Source organism: Sphingomonas qomolangmaensis, from assembly GCF_024496245.1.
Lineage (GTDB): Bacteria > Pseudomonadota > Alphaproteobacteria > Sphingomonadales > Sphingomonadaceae > Sphingomonas > Sphingomonas qomolangmaensis.
In genome coordinates this window covers 2,380,102-2,395,345 of record NZ_CP101740.1, presented here as the reverse complement: position 1 = coordinate 2,395,345, position 15,244 = coordinate 2,380,102, and the positions used below count along the sequence as shown (strand labels likewise).

The window sequence follows — 15,244 nt, the reverse complement described above, 5'->3', positions numbered from 1 at the left end:
TTCGCGATGCCGTGCGAGGCTGCGACCACAGCTTCCGCGGCGCCGTGGACCCCGGCACAAGGCCGGGGTGACGGCATTCGAAGCTCACCGCTCGCCGGGATAATTCTTCAGTTCGTCGCCGATGATCTGCGTTACGTGCAGCACGTTGGTCGACCCCGGCATCCCGAAGGGCACGCCGGCGCACACCACCACGCGGTCGCCGCCCTTGGCGATGTGGTTGCGCAGCGCCATCCGCTTGGCCTTGGCGACCATCTCCTCGAACGAGGCGACGTCGCGGGTGACCACGGCATGGACCCCCCACAACAGCCCCAGCCGCCGCGCGGTTTCCTTCTTGGGGGTCAGCACCAGGATCGGCACGCCGGGCCGCTCGCGCGCGATTCGCCGCGCGGTCGATCCCGACAGCGTGAAGCAGATGATCGCGCTCGCCGACGCGGTCACCGCGATGTTCTTGGCCGCCTCGGCCAGCGCATCGGCGGTGGTGGGATCGGGCTTGAGCACGGTGAAATGCACGCGGTCGCCATGCATCGGATCGCGCTCGACCGCATTGGCGATCGCATCCATCATCGCGACCGATTCGACGGGCCAGTCGCCCGCCGCGCTCTCGGCCGAGAGCATGATCGCATCGGCGCCGTCATAGACCGCGGTCGCGACGTCGCTCACCTCGGCGCGGGTCGGCGTCGGCGCGGTGATCATCGATTCGAGCATCTGCGTCGCGACGATCACCGGGCGGCCCAGCCGGCGCGAGGTCTCGACGATCCGCTTCTGGAGCGGCGGCACCGATTGCGGCGGCAGCTCGACGCCGAGATCACCGCGCGCGACCATCACGCCGTCGCACGCCTCGACGATTTCCTCCAGCCGCGCGACCGCGCTCGGCTTCTCGATCTTGGCGAGCAAAGCGGTCTTGCCGCCGATCAGCTTGCGCGCCTCGGCCAGATCCTCGGGGCGCTGGACGAAGCTCAACGCGATCCAATCGACCTTCTGCTCGACCGCGAAGGCAAGGTCGCTCACGTCCTTTTCGGTCAGCGCCGCCATCGGCAGCACGACATCGGGAACGTTCAGCCCCTTCGAATTCGACAGCCACCCGCCGACCTCGACGACGGTGACGATCTGTTCGTCGTCATGATCGGTGACGCGCAGCACCAGCTTGCCGTCGTCGAGCAACAGCCGCGCATCGCGCGCGATCGCGACGAAAATCTCGCGGTGCGGCAGCTCGACGCGGTTGGCGTCGCCCGGGGTCGGGTCGCGATCGAGCACGAAGCGCTTGCCGACCTCGAGCAGCACCTTCCCCTCGGCGAAGCGGCCGACGCGAAGCTTGGGGCCCTGCAGATCGGCGAGGATCGTCGTCGGTCGATCGTAGATCTTCTCCATGGCGCGGATCGCTTCGATCACCGGCACCTTCGATGCCTGGTCGCCATGGCTCATGTTGATGCGGAACGCATCGGCGCCGGCCTCGAACAGCCGGCCGATCATCTCGGGGGTGTTGCTCGCGGGGCCCAGCGTGGCGAGAATGCGCACCTTGCGCGAACGGGGGGCGATTGCCTTGGTCATTGTAACGCTTCCTCGGCTTGTTCGCGGGTGGCTGTACCCAATATTGGTGGTCGATCAACCTTGATGGGGACATGATGACCGATATCGACCAGCTCGACGACCACACCGCCGCCGCCGCCTTCCGCCGGCTGGTGCGCCATCTGCAGCATCGCACCGACGCGCAGAATGTCGATCTGATGGGGCTGGCGGGGTTCTGCCGCAACTGCCTGGGCGACTGGGTGGCCGATGCCGGCGGGCTGTCGAAGGACGAAGCGCGCGGCGCGGTGTACGGCATGCCCTATACGCAGTGGAAGGCCGAGCACCAGCAGCCCGCGACGCCTGAGCAGATCGCGCGGATGGAGGCGAGCGTCGCCCTGAACGCGCGCGTCGAGCAGGAAGCGGCGCTCGATGAGGCGCTCGAGGATACGTTCCCTGCGAGCGATCCCCCCGCGATGACCGAGCCCAAGTAACGCTCCCCTCCCTTCCAGCGAGGGGAGCAAGGGGGCTTTCCTTCCGCGAGCGCTCGGCTACGTTCCCGCAACCAAGGGGGAACACCAACGATGCGAACGATCCTGACGGCAGCCGCGCTGCTCGCTACCACTGCCACCGCCATAGCGCAGACGCCGCCGGCACCCGCCCCGCGCCCCGCCCCTGTCGTCACCTACATCCATGCCGGCCAATTGCTCGACCGCCCCGGCCAGCGCGCGCGCGGGCAGAGCACGATCGTGGTGCGCGACGGCAAGATCGCCGAGATCCGCGACGGCTTCGCCGCGCCCGAGGCGGGCGCGAAGCTGGTCGATCTTAAGGACCACTATGTCCTGCCCGGGCTGATCGACATGCACGTCCATCTCTATTCGACCGGCTATCCGCTTCAGGCGCGGCTCGACGAGACCACCAAGGATCTCGAGGACGGGCTGCTCACTGCAATGCAGAGCGCGCGCAAGACGCTCGATGCCGGCTTTACCACGGTGCGCGACCTGGGCGGCGAGCCGCGCGGCACCCGCGCGCTGCGCGACGCGATCGCGCGCGGCGATGTCGAGGGGCCGACGATCGTCAATGCCGGGCGGATGGTGTCGGTTACCGCCGGCCATGGCGACGCCAACGGGCTGCGCCGCGACTTCGCGCATGTCGAGCGCGAAGGTTCGCCCGAATTGTGCAACGGCGCCGATGACTGCCGCCGCGCGACTCGCGAGCAGATCTTCACCGGCGCCGAAGTCATCAAGTTCGCCGCATCGGGCGGGGTCGGCAGCAATATCGCCGGCGGGCTCGAGGCGCAGATGACGCTCGAGGAGATGAAGGCGATCGTCGACACCGCGCACGCCTTCGGCCGCAAGGCGACCGCGCATGCGCATGGCAAGTCGGGGATCGACACCGCGCTTCGCGCCGGCGTCGATTCGATCGAGCATGGCAGCTATATCGACGACGAGACGATCGCGCTTTTCAAGGCCCGGGGTGCGTATCTGGTGCCGACGATGCACGCCTTCGAAAGCGTCATCCGCCAGGGCCGCGCGGGCGAGCGCCCCGCCGCCAGCGTCGCCAAGGCCGAACAGGTCGCGACCGTCGTCAAGGAAAGCCACCGCCGTGCCTTCGCCAGCGGCATGAAGATCGCGTTCGGCACCGATTCGGGGGTCGGCCCGCACGGCACCAACGGGCTCGAATTCGGCTATATGACCGCGGTCGGCATGAAGCCGATCGACGCGATCCGCACCGCGACGGTCGAGGCGGCGACCCTGCTCGGCCGCGCCGATCGAATCGGCACGATCGAGGTGGGCAAGGACGCCGACATCATCGCGGTCGCAGGCGACCCGGTCGCCGATGTCGCGCGGTTGAACGATGTCGGCTTCGTCATGCGGCGCGGCGCGGTGCACAAGCTGGGCGGGCAGCGGCAGGGTTTTCCCGCCCGCTAAGGTTGCGCCGGCCATAGTGGTTGCGCCGGCGCGCGCATGGTTTATGCCGCGCCGCCTGACCCCAATTCATCGCGAGAGAATCATGAGCGACAATATTTCCGCCGAGCAGCTGCGTCTTCTGATCGAGCGGATCGAACGGCTCGAAGAGGAAAAGCGCGGCATCGCCGACGACATCAAGGACGTGTATGGCGAGGCGAAATCGACCGGCTTCGACGTGAAGACGATGCGGACCATCGTGCGGCTGCGCAAGATGGAGAAGCACCACCGCGACGAGGCAGAAATGCTGCTCGAGACCTACAAGACCGCGCTCGGGCTGGTGTGATCATAGCCCTCTCCCCTTCAGGGGAGATGGTTGGGAGAGGGGCAGTACGGGACGGCAGTATACTGCCCCTCTCCCCGGCCCTCTCCCCTCAAGGGGAGAGGGGGAAGGAAAAAAGATGGCAGGCCATTCCAAGTTCAAGAACATCATGCACCGCAAGGGTGCGCAGGATAAGAAGCGCTCGTCGCTCTTTTCCAAGCTCAGCCGCGAAATCACCGTCGCGGCCAAGGCGGGCACCCCCGATCCCGACATGAACCCGCGGCTCCGCGCCGCCGTCAACGCCGCCAAGGCGCAGTCGGTGCCCAAGGACAATATCCAGCGCGCGATCGAAAAGGCCTCGCGCAGCGATGCCGAGACCTATGAGGAAATCCGCTATGAGGGCTTCGGTCCCGGCGGCGTCAGCCTGATCATCGAGGCGCTGACCGATAATCGCAACCGCACCGCCACCAACGTGCGCACCGCAGTGTCGAAGAATGGCGGCAATCTGGGCGCGGGTGGTTCGGTGAGCCATGGCTTCGACCGGATGGGCCTGATCAACTATCCCGCCAGCGCCGGCGATGCCGAGAAGGTGTTCGAGGCCGCGCTCGAAGCCGGTGCCGAGGATGTGACCTCGAGCGACGACGGGCACGAGATCTGGACCGCGATGGATGCCTTGCACGAAGTCGCGCGCGCGCTCGAACCGGTGCTCGGCGAGCCCGAGGGCGCCAAGCTCGCCTGGCGCCCGCAGACGATGGTCGAGGTCGGCGAAGCCGATGCCGGCACGCTGATGAAGCTGATCGACGTGCTCGAAGAGGATGACGACGTCCAGACCGTCTGGGGCAATTACGAGGTCTCCGACGAGGTGATGGAGAAACTGGGTTGAGCAGCTGGGTGCGATGATCCTGCTCGGCATCGACCCAGGCCTCGGCACCACCGGCTGGGGGCTGATCCGCGCCGAGGGCAACCGGTTGTCGCACATCGCCAATGGCAGGTTGAAGACCGACACCGCCGCGCCGCTGCCGCGCCGGCTCGCGCATCTCGATGCGATGCTCGCCGCGCTCATGGCCGATCACGCACCGCAGGCGGCGGCGTGCGAGGAGGTATTCGTCAATTCGAACCCGCAATCGACGCTCAAGCTCGGCCAGGCGCGCGGCGTCGTGCTGTGCGCGCTCGCGCGCGGCGGGCTCGAGGTTGGCGAATATGCCGCGCGGCTGGTCAAGAAGGCGGTCGTCGGCACCGGGGCGGCCGAAAAGGCGCAGGTCCATGCGATGGTCGCGCGGCTGCTGCCGGGGGTGAAGATCGACGGCGCCGACGCCGCCGACGCGCTCGCAGTGGCGATCTGCCACGCGCATCATCTGGCGAGCCGTCGCGTCACCGGCTGAAGTCGCTCGCCAAGCCGGCAAAAAGCTGGTTTGTTCGGGGCATGAGAAACGCCCGCCCGCTCGCGCTCGCCCTGATCCTCGCCAGCGTCGGCACCGCCACCGCGCACGCGCAGGACGATGACCCGCGCGGCCCCCGCCGCACCCGCATCGCGCTCGGGCCGCAGCTGGTGCCGAGCTATCCCGGATCGGACAGCTACGACGTTCGCCCCTTCATCGACGTCTCGCGCACCCGCGGCGACATCCCCTTCGCCTTCGAAGCCCCCGACGAAAGCGGCGGGCTGCCGCTGCTGACCAAGGGGCGGTTCCAGATCGGGCCGGCGTTCGGCTTCGAAGGCCGGCGCCGCGGACGCGAGGTCGGCGGTGCGCTGCCCGATGTCGGCTTCACCGTCGAGCTTGGCGGCTTCGCACAATATGCCGTCACCGACGCGGTGCGGATCCGTGTCGAGGCGCGGCAGGGAATCGGCGGCCATAAGGGGCTGATCGCCAATATCAGCGGCGATTATGTCATGCGCGACGCCGATCGCTGGCTGTTCTCGATCGGGCCGCGGCTGACGCTGTCGAACAGCCGCTACAACCGCGCGTTCTTCGGCGTCGCGTCCGCCGATGCGGCGGCATCGGGGCTGCCCGCCTACACCGCCGATGGCGGGCTCCAGGCGGTCGGCGCGACCGCGGGGCTGCTGCGCCAGCTCACCCCGAGCTGGGGCGTCTATGGCTATACCAAATATGACCGGCTGGTCGGCGATCCCGGCGGCTCGCCGCTGGTGCGCGAATTCGGTTCGCGCAACCAGCTGTCGGGCGGCCTGGCGCTGACCTACACCTTCGGCGCGGGCGTGCGCTGACAAAGCTTTCGCGTTCCTCGATCGCGCGGACCCTGATAGATCGTGGCGATGAACCCATCTGAACTTCCCGTCGAGCCGCTTTTCCGCATCGTTGGCACCGCATGATCGCGCACCTCACCGGACGGCTGGCGGCGACCGATATCGACCATGCGGTGATCGACGTCGGCGGCGTCGGCTATCTCGTCGGCGCGTCGGCCAAGACGCTCGCGGCGATCGGCCCGGTCGGCGGCACGGTGACGATCCACACCGAAATGCTGGTGTCGGAGGATTCGATCCGGCTGATGGGCTTTGCCGATGCCGACGAGCGCGACTGGTTCCGCCTGCTCACCGGGGTGCAGGGGGTCGGCGCGCGCGTCGCGCTCGCGATCCTGTCGGTGCTCGCTCCCGACGAACTGCGCGCAGCGGTGGCGCGGCAGGACAAGGCGATGGTCGCGCGCGCCAATGGCGTTGGCCCCAAGCTTGCCGAACGGATCGTGCGCGAACTGAAGGACAAGGCGGGGGGCCTTGGTATCGGCACCGCGGGCGTCGCGGGTGCTTCGCCCGCTGCCGGCGGGCAGGCGCAGGATGCGGTGTCGGCGCTGCTCAACCTGGGCTTTCGCGCGCCCGAGGCCAATGCCGCGGTGCGCGCCGCCGAGGATGCGATCGGCCCCGAAGCAGCCTTCGACACGCTGGTGCGTGAGGCGCTCAAGCGCGCCTCGCGCTGAGCGATACGGTATTTGGGTAGGGCTGCTCGACCGATATTGCGCAGCCGTGTGATAGCGCTAGCATCTGTCTGGCGACTCGGAATCGAATCCGGGCGTAGACCGCGATCCACCGGATCGCCGGGGAGGAGAGCGATGATGAAGGCCTATTCGCGGCGCGAAACCCTTGTGCTTGCCGGCGCGCTCGGCGTCACTGCGTGCAGCGGCGGCGGGGGTGACAGCAGCAGCCCGCCGATCGCCGCGCCCAGTCCGACGCCCACGCCCGCCCCGACCCCGACGCCCACACCAACGCCGACCCCCACGCCGACTCCGACCCCTACCATCACGCTCGCCGCCGCGGCAGCCGCGCGCGGCATGCGCTTCGGCTCGACGCTGGCGTGGAGCGCCGCCGGGGCCGATGCCGGATCGTTCGCCAACCCCGCTTATGCCGCGCTGCTCGAGCGCGACTGCCAGTTGCTGGTGCCCGAAAACGAAATGAAGTGGGAATATCAGTCGAGCGCCGAGAATGTGTACGACTGGACCCGCGCCGATGCGATGCTCGCTTATGCCGAAAGCAAGCGGCTCGAGATGCGCGGCCATGTGATGCTGTGGTACATCCAGGAGCGCTTTCCAGCCTGGCTGCGCAGCTATGATCTTGGGACCAATCCGCGCGCCACCGCCGAACGGCTGATCCGCACCCATGTCCAGAACGTCTCGCGCCATTTCGGTAACCGGATCAAGAGCTGGGACGTGGTGAACGAGGCGATCGAGCCGAGCACCGGCGCGATCCGCCGCAACAGGCTCGGCGACACGGTGGGCGGCGACGCCAGCATCATGGACCTGGCCTTCCGCACCGCGCGCGAGGAACTGCCCACCGCCGAGCTGGTGTATAACGATTACATGGACTGGGGATCGGTCACGCATCGCAACGGCGTGCTCGCGCTGCTGCGGGGGTTTCGCGATCGCAACGTGCCGGTCGATGCGCTGGGCATCCAGTCGCATATCGGCTTCTATTCGTCGGGCACCGCGCAATCGATCGCCGACGCGCAGATCCCCGGTATGCGCAGCTGGCTCGATCAGGTGACCGGGCTGGGGTACAAGCTCATTATCACCGAACTCGATGTCAGCGATCGCAACCGCACCGGTACCATCGCGCAGCGCGACGCCGATGTCGCGGTCTATGGCAAGGCATGGCTCGACTTGTTGTTCAGCTATCCGCAGCTCAAGGACGTGCTCGTCTGGGGGATGAACGACAAATATAGCTGGCTGCAGAATTTCTCGCCGCGGCCCGACGGACAGCCGGTGAGGCCCTGTCCCTATGATGCCGAGGCGCGGGCGAAGCCGTTATACGATGCGATCCGCGCAGCCTTCCAGGCAACTACCGCGCGCTGATCGCCATCGGTCGCCAGGATGGGGGCGGGCGGTTCGATGTCCCGCTTTCGTTCCGCCGCGCGCGCGGCTAATGCAGGGTGTGACCGACACCGACCGCATCCTCACCCCGTTGCGCAAGCCCGACGATGTCGATGCCGCGCTTCGCCCCAAATCGCTCGACGATTTTGTCGGGCAGAAGGGCGCGCGCGAGAATCTGCGGATCTTTATCGAAGCGGCGCGGTCGCGCGGCGAGGCGCTCGATCATGTGCTGTTCTTCGGCCCGCCCGGCCTCGGCAAGACCACGCTGGCGCAGATCGTCGCGCGCGAGATGGGGGTGGGGTTTCGCGCCACGTCGGGACCGGTGATCGCCAAATCGGGCGATCTCGCCGCGCTGCTGACCAATCTCGAGGATGGCGACGTGCTGTTCATCGACGAGATTCACCGGCTGGCGCCCGCGGTCGAGGAAGTGCTCTACCCGGCGATGGAGGATCGCGCGCTCGACCTGATGATCGGCGAGGGGCCGTCGGCGCGCAGCGTGCGGATCGATCTGCCGCGCTTCACCCTGGTGGGTGCGACGACGCGGCAGGGGCTGCTAACCACCCCCTTGCGCGACCGGTTCGGCATTCCGATCCGGCTGCAATTCTACACCGTCGACGAGCTTGAGCGCGTGATCACCCGCGCGGCCGGGCTGCTCGACCTGGCGATCTCGCCCGATGGCGCGCGCGAAGTGGCGCGGCGCGCGCGTGGCACCCCGCGCATCGCCGGGCGGTTGCTGCGCCGGGTGCGCGACTTCGCTAACGTGGCCGGCGCGCCAATCGTCGATGCGCGCACCGCCGATTCGGCGCTCAACCGGCTCGAGGTCGATTCGCTCGGGCTCGACGCGATGGATCGCCGCTATCTGCTGATGATCGCCGACATTTATCGCGGCGGGCCGGTGGGCGTGGAAACGCTGGCGGCGGGGCTGTCCGAGCCGCGCGACACCGTCGAGGAAGTGATCGAGCCCTATCTCATCCAGATCGGCATGATCGCACGCACCGCGCGCGGGCGCTGCCTCAACGGCGCGGCGTGGAAGCATCTGGGACTGCCGGTACCCAGCGGCGTCCAGGACGGGCTGTTCGACTAGCTTCCCCCTCCCTGAAAGGGAGGGGCAGGGGGTGGGTAGGGTCCGGGAGCTACGGAACCCGCGCACCGCACCCATCCGTATCGTGAGCACTCGACCTACCCCCGACCCAGTGCCGGGTGAACAGCGCCCCGCGCTGTCCAGGCCATGCCGGGGGCATGGCCGACCCGGCACTCTTCCAGGAAGGGGAGAAGCGCGCGACCAGCGGTTCGCGGAATACGACGGGGCTTTCGCCACCGCCACATTCGCGCTTCCCTCGCGCCCGCATCCACCGCACAAGCTTTGACCCGCCCTCAAGCCTTGGTTAATGCGCGCGAATGACGCCCGACACCCCGCAATCGGGCCGCTTCGTGGGCGGCGAGCATCGCTTCGCGGTGCGCGTCTATTTCGAGGATACCGACCTGTCGGGCGTCGTCTACCACGCCAATTATCTGCGCTACATGGAGCGTGCGCGCTCGGACATGCTGCGCGTCGCGGGCGTCGATCAGCGCGCCGCGCATGAGGCGGGCGAGGGCGCCTATGTCGTGCGCGATCTGCGCATCCGCTATGCCGCGCCCGCCCGGCTCGACGATGCGCTGGTGGTGATTTCGACGATCACGCGAATTCGCGCCGCCTCGGTCGATATTCATCAACGAGTCATGCGCGATGGGCTGGTGTTGACCGACGCGCACGTCGAAGCCGCGTTCGTCGCCCCCTCGGGTCGTGCGAGACGCCAGCCGGCAAAGTGGGTAGAGGCGTTCGACGCCGTGTCTGAAAAGGGAAAGCCGAGCTAGATGGAAGCAATCGTGAACGCCGACGCTGCGACCCTGTCCCCGCTGGCGCTGTTCCTCACCGCCGACTGGGTGGTGAAGGGCGTGATGCTCGGGCTGTTGCTGGCGAGTATCTGGACCTGGGCGATCATCGTCAGCTTCCGCCGCAAGATCGGCCGCGCGCGCAAGGCGATCGACCAGTTCGAGAACGACTATCGCCGCGCCGAGGATGTCGATGCGTTCCACCGCACCCATTCGGAAAGCGACATGGCGATCGCGCGGGTGTTTTCCGCCGGGGTCGCCGAATGGCGGCGATCGACCGCGGGCAAGGCGATCGACCGCGAGGGCACGCGCGAGCGGCTCGGCACCGCGATGGGAGCTGCGGTCGCGAGCGAGATCGATCGGATGTCCGACCGGCTCAATGTGCTCGCGACGATCGGCTCGGTCGCGCCCTTCGTCGGGCTGTTCGGCACCGTCTGGGGGATCATGCGCAGCTTCACCGCGATCGCGCAGGCGCAGAATTCATCGCTCGCGGTGGTCGCCCCGGGCATCGCCGAGGCGCTGTTCGCCACCGCGATCGGCCTGTTCGCGGCGATCCCCGCGGTGATCGCGTACAACCGCTTCAGCCATGGCATCAACAAGATCGAGGCGCGGCTGAACCGCTTCGCCGATGGCTTCCACGCCACGCTCAGCCGGCAATTGGAGCTGGGGGCGTGAGGAGCTTTGCAATCCTCCCCGCGCGAAGCGGAGGGGGACCATGCGTAGCATGGTGGAGGGGGTCGCCGTGCAACGGCGGCTGCGCCGCCGCCCCTCCACCATCGCTTCGCGACGGTCCCCCTCCCCAAGCAAGCTTGGGGAGGATTAAGTAATGGCGATGAATCTCCCCTCGTCGCGCGGCAAGGGCAGGCGCGCACCGATGGCCGACATCAACGTCACCCCGCTGGTTGACGTGATGCTGGTGCTGCTGATCATCTTCATGGTCACCGCGCCGTTACTCACCACCGGGGTGCCGGTGAACCTGCCCGACAGCCGCGCCAAGGCGCTCGACCAGGAGCAGGAGCCCGTCCAGGTCGCGCTCGACGCCGGCGGCAAGATCTTCGTCAACGACAATGAAGTGAGCGCCTCGATCCTGCCCGACGTGCTCGCCGAAATCGCCGCCGCGGGTAATGCCGAAAACCCGCGCCAGGTGTTCCTGCGCGCCGATCGCGCGCTCGATTATGGCGAAGTCATGCGCGTGATGGGCGAACTCAACCGCGCCGGGCTCAACCGCGTCGCGCTGGTGACGGTGGGGTCCGAGGCGCGTTGAGCCGGGGCCGCGCCTGATGGATCGCGCCGAAAAGGTCGGGCTCGGCGTCGCCGCGGCGGGTCATGTCGTGCTGTTCGGGCTGTTGTCGGTCGGCTTCCTGGCGACCCCCAATCCCGAAAGCCTGGTGTCGACCCCGGTCGAGGTGAGCCTGGTCGACGAGGTCGGGCTCGTCGCCGAATCGCCGAGGCTCGAAGCGCCCTCGGCCTCGGTCGCGCCCGAGGAGGGGCCGCCCGAGGACGCGGCGCCGCCCGCCCCCGCCGAGGCCGAGCCCGAACCGGCGCCCGAGCCAGAGCCTGCGCCGCCAGAGCCTGCGCCCGCACCGCGGCCGGCGGCGAAGCCCGCGCCGCGGCCCGTCACCAAGGCAGCGCCGCGCCCGGCGGCCAAGCCTGCACCGAAGGCAGCACCCAAGCGCCCAGCGCCCGCCGAAGCGCCGCCCGCCAAGGCCAAGGCAGCACCGCGCCCCGCCGCCAAAGCACCCGCCAAGGCGGCCCCTAAGGCAGCCGCTGCAAAGGCCGCGCCCAAGTCGACCGCCGCCGCCAAGGGCAGCGGCACCGACGCCGCCGCCAAGAAGGCGCGCCCACGCGGGTCGCGGCTGGGCGACGATTTCCTCAAAGGGCTCAGCGCCGACGACACCCCGCGCAAGGCGAGCAACGCCGCGCCTGCGCAGCGTGTCGGCGCGTCGCAGCTCGCCAATATCGGCTCGGCGATCCTGCGCCAGGTCCAGCCCTGCGCGAACCGCCAGGTGACGCCGGGACCGGGGGCGGAGCGGATCCGCGTCGCGATCCGGCTGCAATTGGCCGAGGACGGATCGCTGCGCTCGCGCCCGACGGTGGTAGGCCAGCCGCAGGGGGTCGACGACGGCAACCGCCGCTATGTCGATCGCGTCAACGATCTGGCGATCGCGACCTTCGTCGGCTGTTCCCCGCTTCGCGGCCTGCCCGCCGAGCTATATGATGCCCCCGGCGGCTGGCGGACGTTCACGCTGCGCTACAAGCTGCCCGGTTGAGGAGAGAAGTTATGCTTGAACGTTCGGTCTTTGGGATTGTGAGGCTTGAGCCCCACCTCTCCCCGTTCGCTCGAACGGTGATGGGGGTGATCGCGCTGACCATCGCCATCCCTGCAGCCGCGCAGGAGATCGTCCCGCCTCCCCTCGCCGCCCCCGCCGAGCAGCAGGGCGAGGAACTCGTCGTCGACGTGACCGGTGGCATCTCGGCGCCGATGCCGATCGCGATCCCCTTCTTCCCGACCCCTGCGGTCACCAGCACCGCCGCGGGATCGACCGATGCGCTTGGGCGCCAACTCGCCGAGATCATCGCCACCGACCTTCGCAACTCGGGGCTCTTCACCCCGATCGCGCCCGCGCAATTGCGCACCGTGTCGTTCCCCGAAGTCACCGCGCCCGCCTATGATTATTGGAGCGGCACCGGCGCGCAGGCCTTGGTGCAGGGGTTCATCCGCGCCAATAACGACGGCACGCTGACGGTCGGCTGCTATCTCTACGACGCGCTCAGCCGCGCCGAGCTGTCGCGCCAGGGCTTCGTCGTGCCGCCCGCCGATTGGCGCCGCGCCGCGCATAAATGCGCCGACACCGTCTATACAAGGCTGACCGGCGAGGGGCCGTATTTCGACACCCGCATCGTCTATGTCTCCGAAACCGGCCCCAAGAACCGGCGGATCAAGCGGCTGGCGATCATGGATCAGGACGGCGCCAACCACAAATTCCTCACCAACGGCCAGTCGATCGTGCTGACGCCGCGCTTTGCGCCCAACCAGCAGTCGATCGTCTATATGAGCTATGTCGACGACAAGCCGACGATCTATGTCTACGACATCGGCACCGGGCGTCAGCGCCGCGTCGTTTCGGGGGTCAGCCTCGCCTTCGCGCCGCGCTTCTCGCCCGATGGCCGCAGCATCCTGTTTTCGATGGCGCAGAACGGCAATACCGACCTGTACCGCGTCGCGGCCTCGGGGGGCACGCCGCAGCGGCTGACCAATTCGCCCGGCATCGACACCGGCGGCAGCTATTCGCCCGACGGCAGCAAGATCGTCTTCGAAAGCGATCGCGGCGGCACCCAGCAGCTGTATGTGATGAACGCCGACGGATCGAACCAGAGCCGGATCAGCTTCGGCAGCGGCCGCTACGGCACCCCCGCCTGGAGCCCGCGCGGCGACCTGATCGCCTTCACGCGGATCGCCGGCGGGTTCAAGATCGGCATCATGAATCCTTCGGGCGGCGGCGAGAAGATCCTCACCGAAGCCTGGGGCGACGAGGGGCCGAGCTGGGCACCCAATGGCCGCGTCATTACCTATCTGCGCTCGGGCCGCGGATCGGGGGCACAGGTCTGGTCGGTCGACCTGACCGGCGTCAACGCGCGGCGTATCCCCACCCCGCTCGACGGGTCGGACCCCAGCTGGGGCCCGGTCCGGCCCTGATACCGGAACCATCCAACCGCGTACCGATTTGAAGTTTCAGAGGAGACGACGACATGGCGACCAAGAAAACGACGGTGCTGATCCTGGGTGCGGCCTTGCTGGCCACCGCCGGCTGCGCCAAGAAGCGCCCCGAAGTGCTGCCGCCGGCACCCGGCGAAACCGGGACGGCGGCACCCGGCACGGGCATGAACGACGGCAATGTCGGCACCGGCAGCGTCCCCGGATCGGCCGAGGATTTCCGCCGCTCGGTCCAGAGCGACACGGTGAATTTCGAGCTCGACAGCTACGACATCGATCCCACCGCGCGCGCGATCCTCGACGGGCAGGCGACCTGGCTGGCGCAATATCCCGCGACGCGGATCACGATCGAGGGGCATGCCGACGAGCGCGGCACCCGCGAATACAATCTCGCGCTGGGCGATCGCCGCGCCAATTCGGCGAAGAACTATCTGGTCGCGCGCGGCATCTCGGCCGATCGGATCACGACGATCAGCTATGGCAAGGAACGCCCGCTGGGTGGTTCGGGCGAAGCCGCCTGGGCACAGGATCGCCGCGCGGTTACCGTGGTGGTGAGTTGAACTTGGTCCCCCTCCCGATTGCGGGAGGGGGATAGCCTACCCACGCCAATCGTCACCCCAGCGAAAGCTGGGGTCTCCTGCGGCGGGGCGTGCGCTCGATTAAAGGGAGACCCCAGCTTTCGCTGGGGTGACGGGAGTAGCGGCGGTCTCCCCCTACCGCCGCCGCTCAGGCGTGAACGCCTTCGTCGGATCGAGCGCCTCGTCGAGCAGCCGCGCCAGCCGCAGCCCCGCGCGCTCGACCTGCAACCGCGCAGGCGCGATCGCCTGTTCGATCGCGGCGTTGGTGAGGGTCACCCGCCCCTCGGGCTTGGGTCCGCACGGATCGCCGCCGAGCGCCAGCGCATAGGCGACGTCGTGGCTCGCCCCCCAGGCCTCGCGACTCCAGTCCTCGGTCGTTCCGGCGGCTAGCTCGGCGCGCTCCTCCGCCGAATAGACACGCTCGAGCGAAGGCGGCGTCGTCAGCGCACGTTCGGCCAATTGGCCGTCCCACACCGAATGCAGGTTGAGCCGCTCGCTCACATAGTCGCCATAGCTCGATTTCACGTCGTTGCCGCCGCGATCGCCGCGGTCGCCGGCATGGAGCGGCATGTGCAGGTCGCCGACGAAGTGGATCAGGAAGGCAAGCGCCGCCACCTTTTCGCTTTGCGGGATCGTGCTGTTCTGCAGGATCTTCACCTGCCGGTCGATCTGCGCCGACACGCAATTGCCGTCCTTGCACGCGCTTGCCGGGTCGAACGGCTTGCAGATGTCGATGTTCTGATAGTGCCAGGGCGAGGTGTAGCTGAACCGCTCGCCCATTGCGCGGATGCAATCGGGCCAGACGCTGGCATCTTCGGGGCTGGCGGCGCGGCAGCTGGGGGTCTGGAGCAGCGCGGTCTGCCGCAGCATCGCCGCTACCTTGGCGCGGGTCGCGGGGCTCGCGTTGGCGAGCGCGATCCGCGCGACCGCGCCGTGCGCGTAGCGGCCATAGGCCTGGGCGGGGGTGTGGAAGGCGAGTGCGAACAGCGCGGCGAGCAGGGCGAGGGTACGAAGCATGTGCCCGCGCTAGCGGCGC

17 protein-coding genes are annotated in these 15,244 nt (G+C 68.4%); 15 read left to right on the top strand and 2 right to left on the bottom strand.

Features of this window, described 5'->3' with window-relative positions; genetic code table 11:
• Window positions 1-84: 84 nt before the first annotated feature.
• Window positions 85-1,548, bottom strand: coding sequence for a pyruvate kinase (gene pyk, locus NMP03_RS11355; protein ID WP_256505526.1), 1,464 nt, complete (start codon window positions 1,546-1,548; stop codon window positions 85-87).
• A 71-nt stretch (window positions 1,549-1,619) separates the two neighbouring features.
• Here pyk and NMP03_RS11350 point away from each other — a divergent pair, with 71 nt between their 5' ends.
• The 15 genes from NMP03_RS11350 (at window position 1,620) to pal (ending at window position 14,190) form a co-directional block, all read left to right on the top strand.
• On the top strand, window positions 1,620-1,997 hold the full coding sequence (locus tag NMP03_RS11350) for a DUF1244 domain-containing protein (RefSeq protein WP_256505524.1): 378 nt from the start codon (window positions 1,620-1,622) through the stop codon (window positions 1,995-1,997).
• 90 nt (window positions 1,998-2,087) lie between these two features.
• Window positions 2,088-3,434: a metal-dependent hydrolase family protein gene (locus NMP03_RS11345; RefSeq protein WP_256505523.1), complete on the top strand. Its 1,347-nt coding sequence runs from the start codon at window positions 2,088-2,090 to the stop codon at window positions 3,432-3,434.
• Between the two features lie 82 nt (window positions 3,435-3,516).
• Entirely contained in the window at window positions 3,517-3,756 is a 240-nt protein-coding gene (locus NMP03_RS11340) for a DUF2312 domain-containing protein (protein ID WP_256505522.1), read from the top strand.
• Window positions 3,757-3,871: 115 nt separating this feature from the next.
• Window positions 3,872-4,615 carry a YebC/PmpR family DNA-binding transcriptional regulator gene (locus NMP03_RS11335; protein WP_256505520.1) on the top strand — a complete coding sequence of 248 codons (744 nt, stop codon included), beginning with the start codon at window positions 3,872-3,874 and terminating at the stop codon, window positions 4,613-4,615.
• A 13-nt stretch (window positions 4,616-4,628) separates the two neighbouring features.
• Window positions 4,629-5,114 carry a crossover junction endodeoxyribonuclease RuvC gene (gene ruvC, locus NMP03_RS11330; RefSeq protein WP_256505519.1) on the top strand — a complete coding sequence of 162 codons (486 nt, stop codon included), beginning with the start codon at window positions 4,629-4,631 and terminating at the stop codon, window positions 5,112-5,114.
• 41 nt (window positions 5,115-5,155) lie between these two features.
• Window positions 5,156-5,953, top strand: coding sequence for a MipA/OmpV family protein (locus NMP03_RS11325; RefSeq protein ID WP_256505518.1), 798 nt, complete (start codon window positions 5,156-5,158; stop codon window positions 5,951-5,953).
• Window positions 5,954-6,054: 101 nt separating this feature from the next.
• Window positions 6,055-6,657: a Holliday junction branch migration protein RuvA gene (gene ruvA / locus NMP03_RS11320; protein WP_256505517.1), complete on the top strand. Its 603-nt coding sequence runs from the start codon at window positions 6,055-6,057 to the stop codon at window positions 6,655-6,657.
• A 132-nt stretch (window positions 6,658-6,789) separates the two neighbouring features.
• Window positions 6,790-8,025 (top strand): endo-1,4-beta-xylanase, encoded by a 1,236-nt coding sequence (locus NMP03_RS11315; protein WP_256505516.1) that lies wholly within the window; start codon window positions 6,790-6,792, stop codon window positions 8,023-8,025.
• 79 nt (window positions 8,026-8,104) lie between these two features.
• A complete protein-coding gene (gene ruvB / locus NMP03_RS11310; protein ID WP_256505515.1) occupies window positions 8,105-9,127 on the top strand; it encodes a Holliday junction branch migration DNA helicase RuvB in 1,023 nt (340 codons plus the stop codon).
• 314 nt (window positions 9,128-9,441) lie between these two features.
• Complete coding sequence (ybgC, locus tag NMP03_RS11305; protein WP_256505514.1) at window positions 9,442-9,897, top strand: tol-pal system-associated acyl-CoA thioesterase; 456 nt, start codon at window positions 9,442-9,444, stop codon at window positions 9,895-9,897.
• Window positions 9,898-10,590, top strand: a complete 693-nt coding sequence (gene tolQ, locus NMP03_RS11300) for a protein TolQ (protein ID WP_256505513.1) — start codon at window positions 9,898-9,900, stop codon at window positions 10,588-10,590.
• A 151-nt stretch (window positions 10,591-10,741) separates the two neighbouring features.
• Window positions 10,742-11,179: a protein TolR gene (gene tolR / locus NMP03_RS11295; RefSeq protein ID WP_256505512.1), complete on the top strand. Its 438-nt coding sequence runs from the start codon at window positions 10,742-10,744 to the stop codon at window positions 11,177-11,179.
• A 16-nt stretch (window positions 11,180-11,195) separates the two neighbouring features.
• On the top strand, window positions 11,196-12,185 hold the full coding sequence (locus NMP03_RS11290; protein WP_256505511.1) for a cell envelope biogenesis protein TolA: 990 nt from the start codon (window positions 11,196-11,198) through the stop codon (window positions 12,183-12,185).
• An 80-nt stretch (window positions 12,186-12,265) separates the two neighbouring features.
• Entirely contained in the window at window positions 12,266-13,612 is a 1,347-nt protein-coding gene (gene tolB, locus NMP03_RS11285; RefSeq protein WP_256508103.1) for a Tol-Pal system beta propeller repeat protein TolB, read from the top strand.
• A gap of 53 nt (window positions 13,613-13,665) precedes the next feature.
• A complete protein-coding gene (gene pal, locus NMP03_RS11280) occupies window positions 13,666-14,190 on the top strand; it encodes a peptidoglycan-associated lipoprotein Pal (RefSeq protein WP_256505510.1) in 525 nt (174 codons plus the stop codon).
• A 153-nt stretch (window positions 14,191-14,343) separates the two neighbouring features.
• Here pal and NMP03_RS11275 read toward each other — a convergent pair whose 3' ends face one another.
• Window positions 14,344-15,225, bottom strand: coding sequence for a S1/P1 nuclease (locus NMP03_RS11275; RefSeq protein WP_256505509.1), 882 nt, complete (start codon window positions 15,223-15,225; stop codon window positions 14,344-14,346).
• Window positions 15,226-15,244 lie beyond the last annotated feature (19 nt).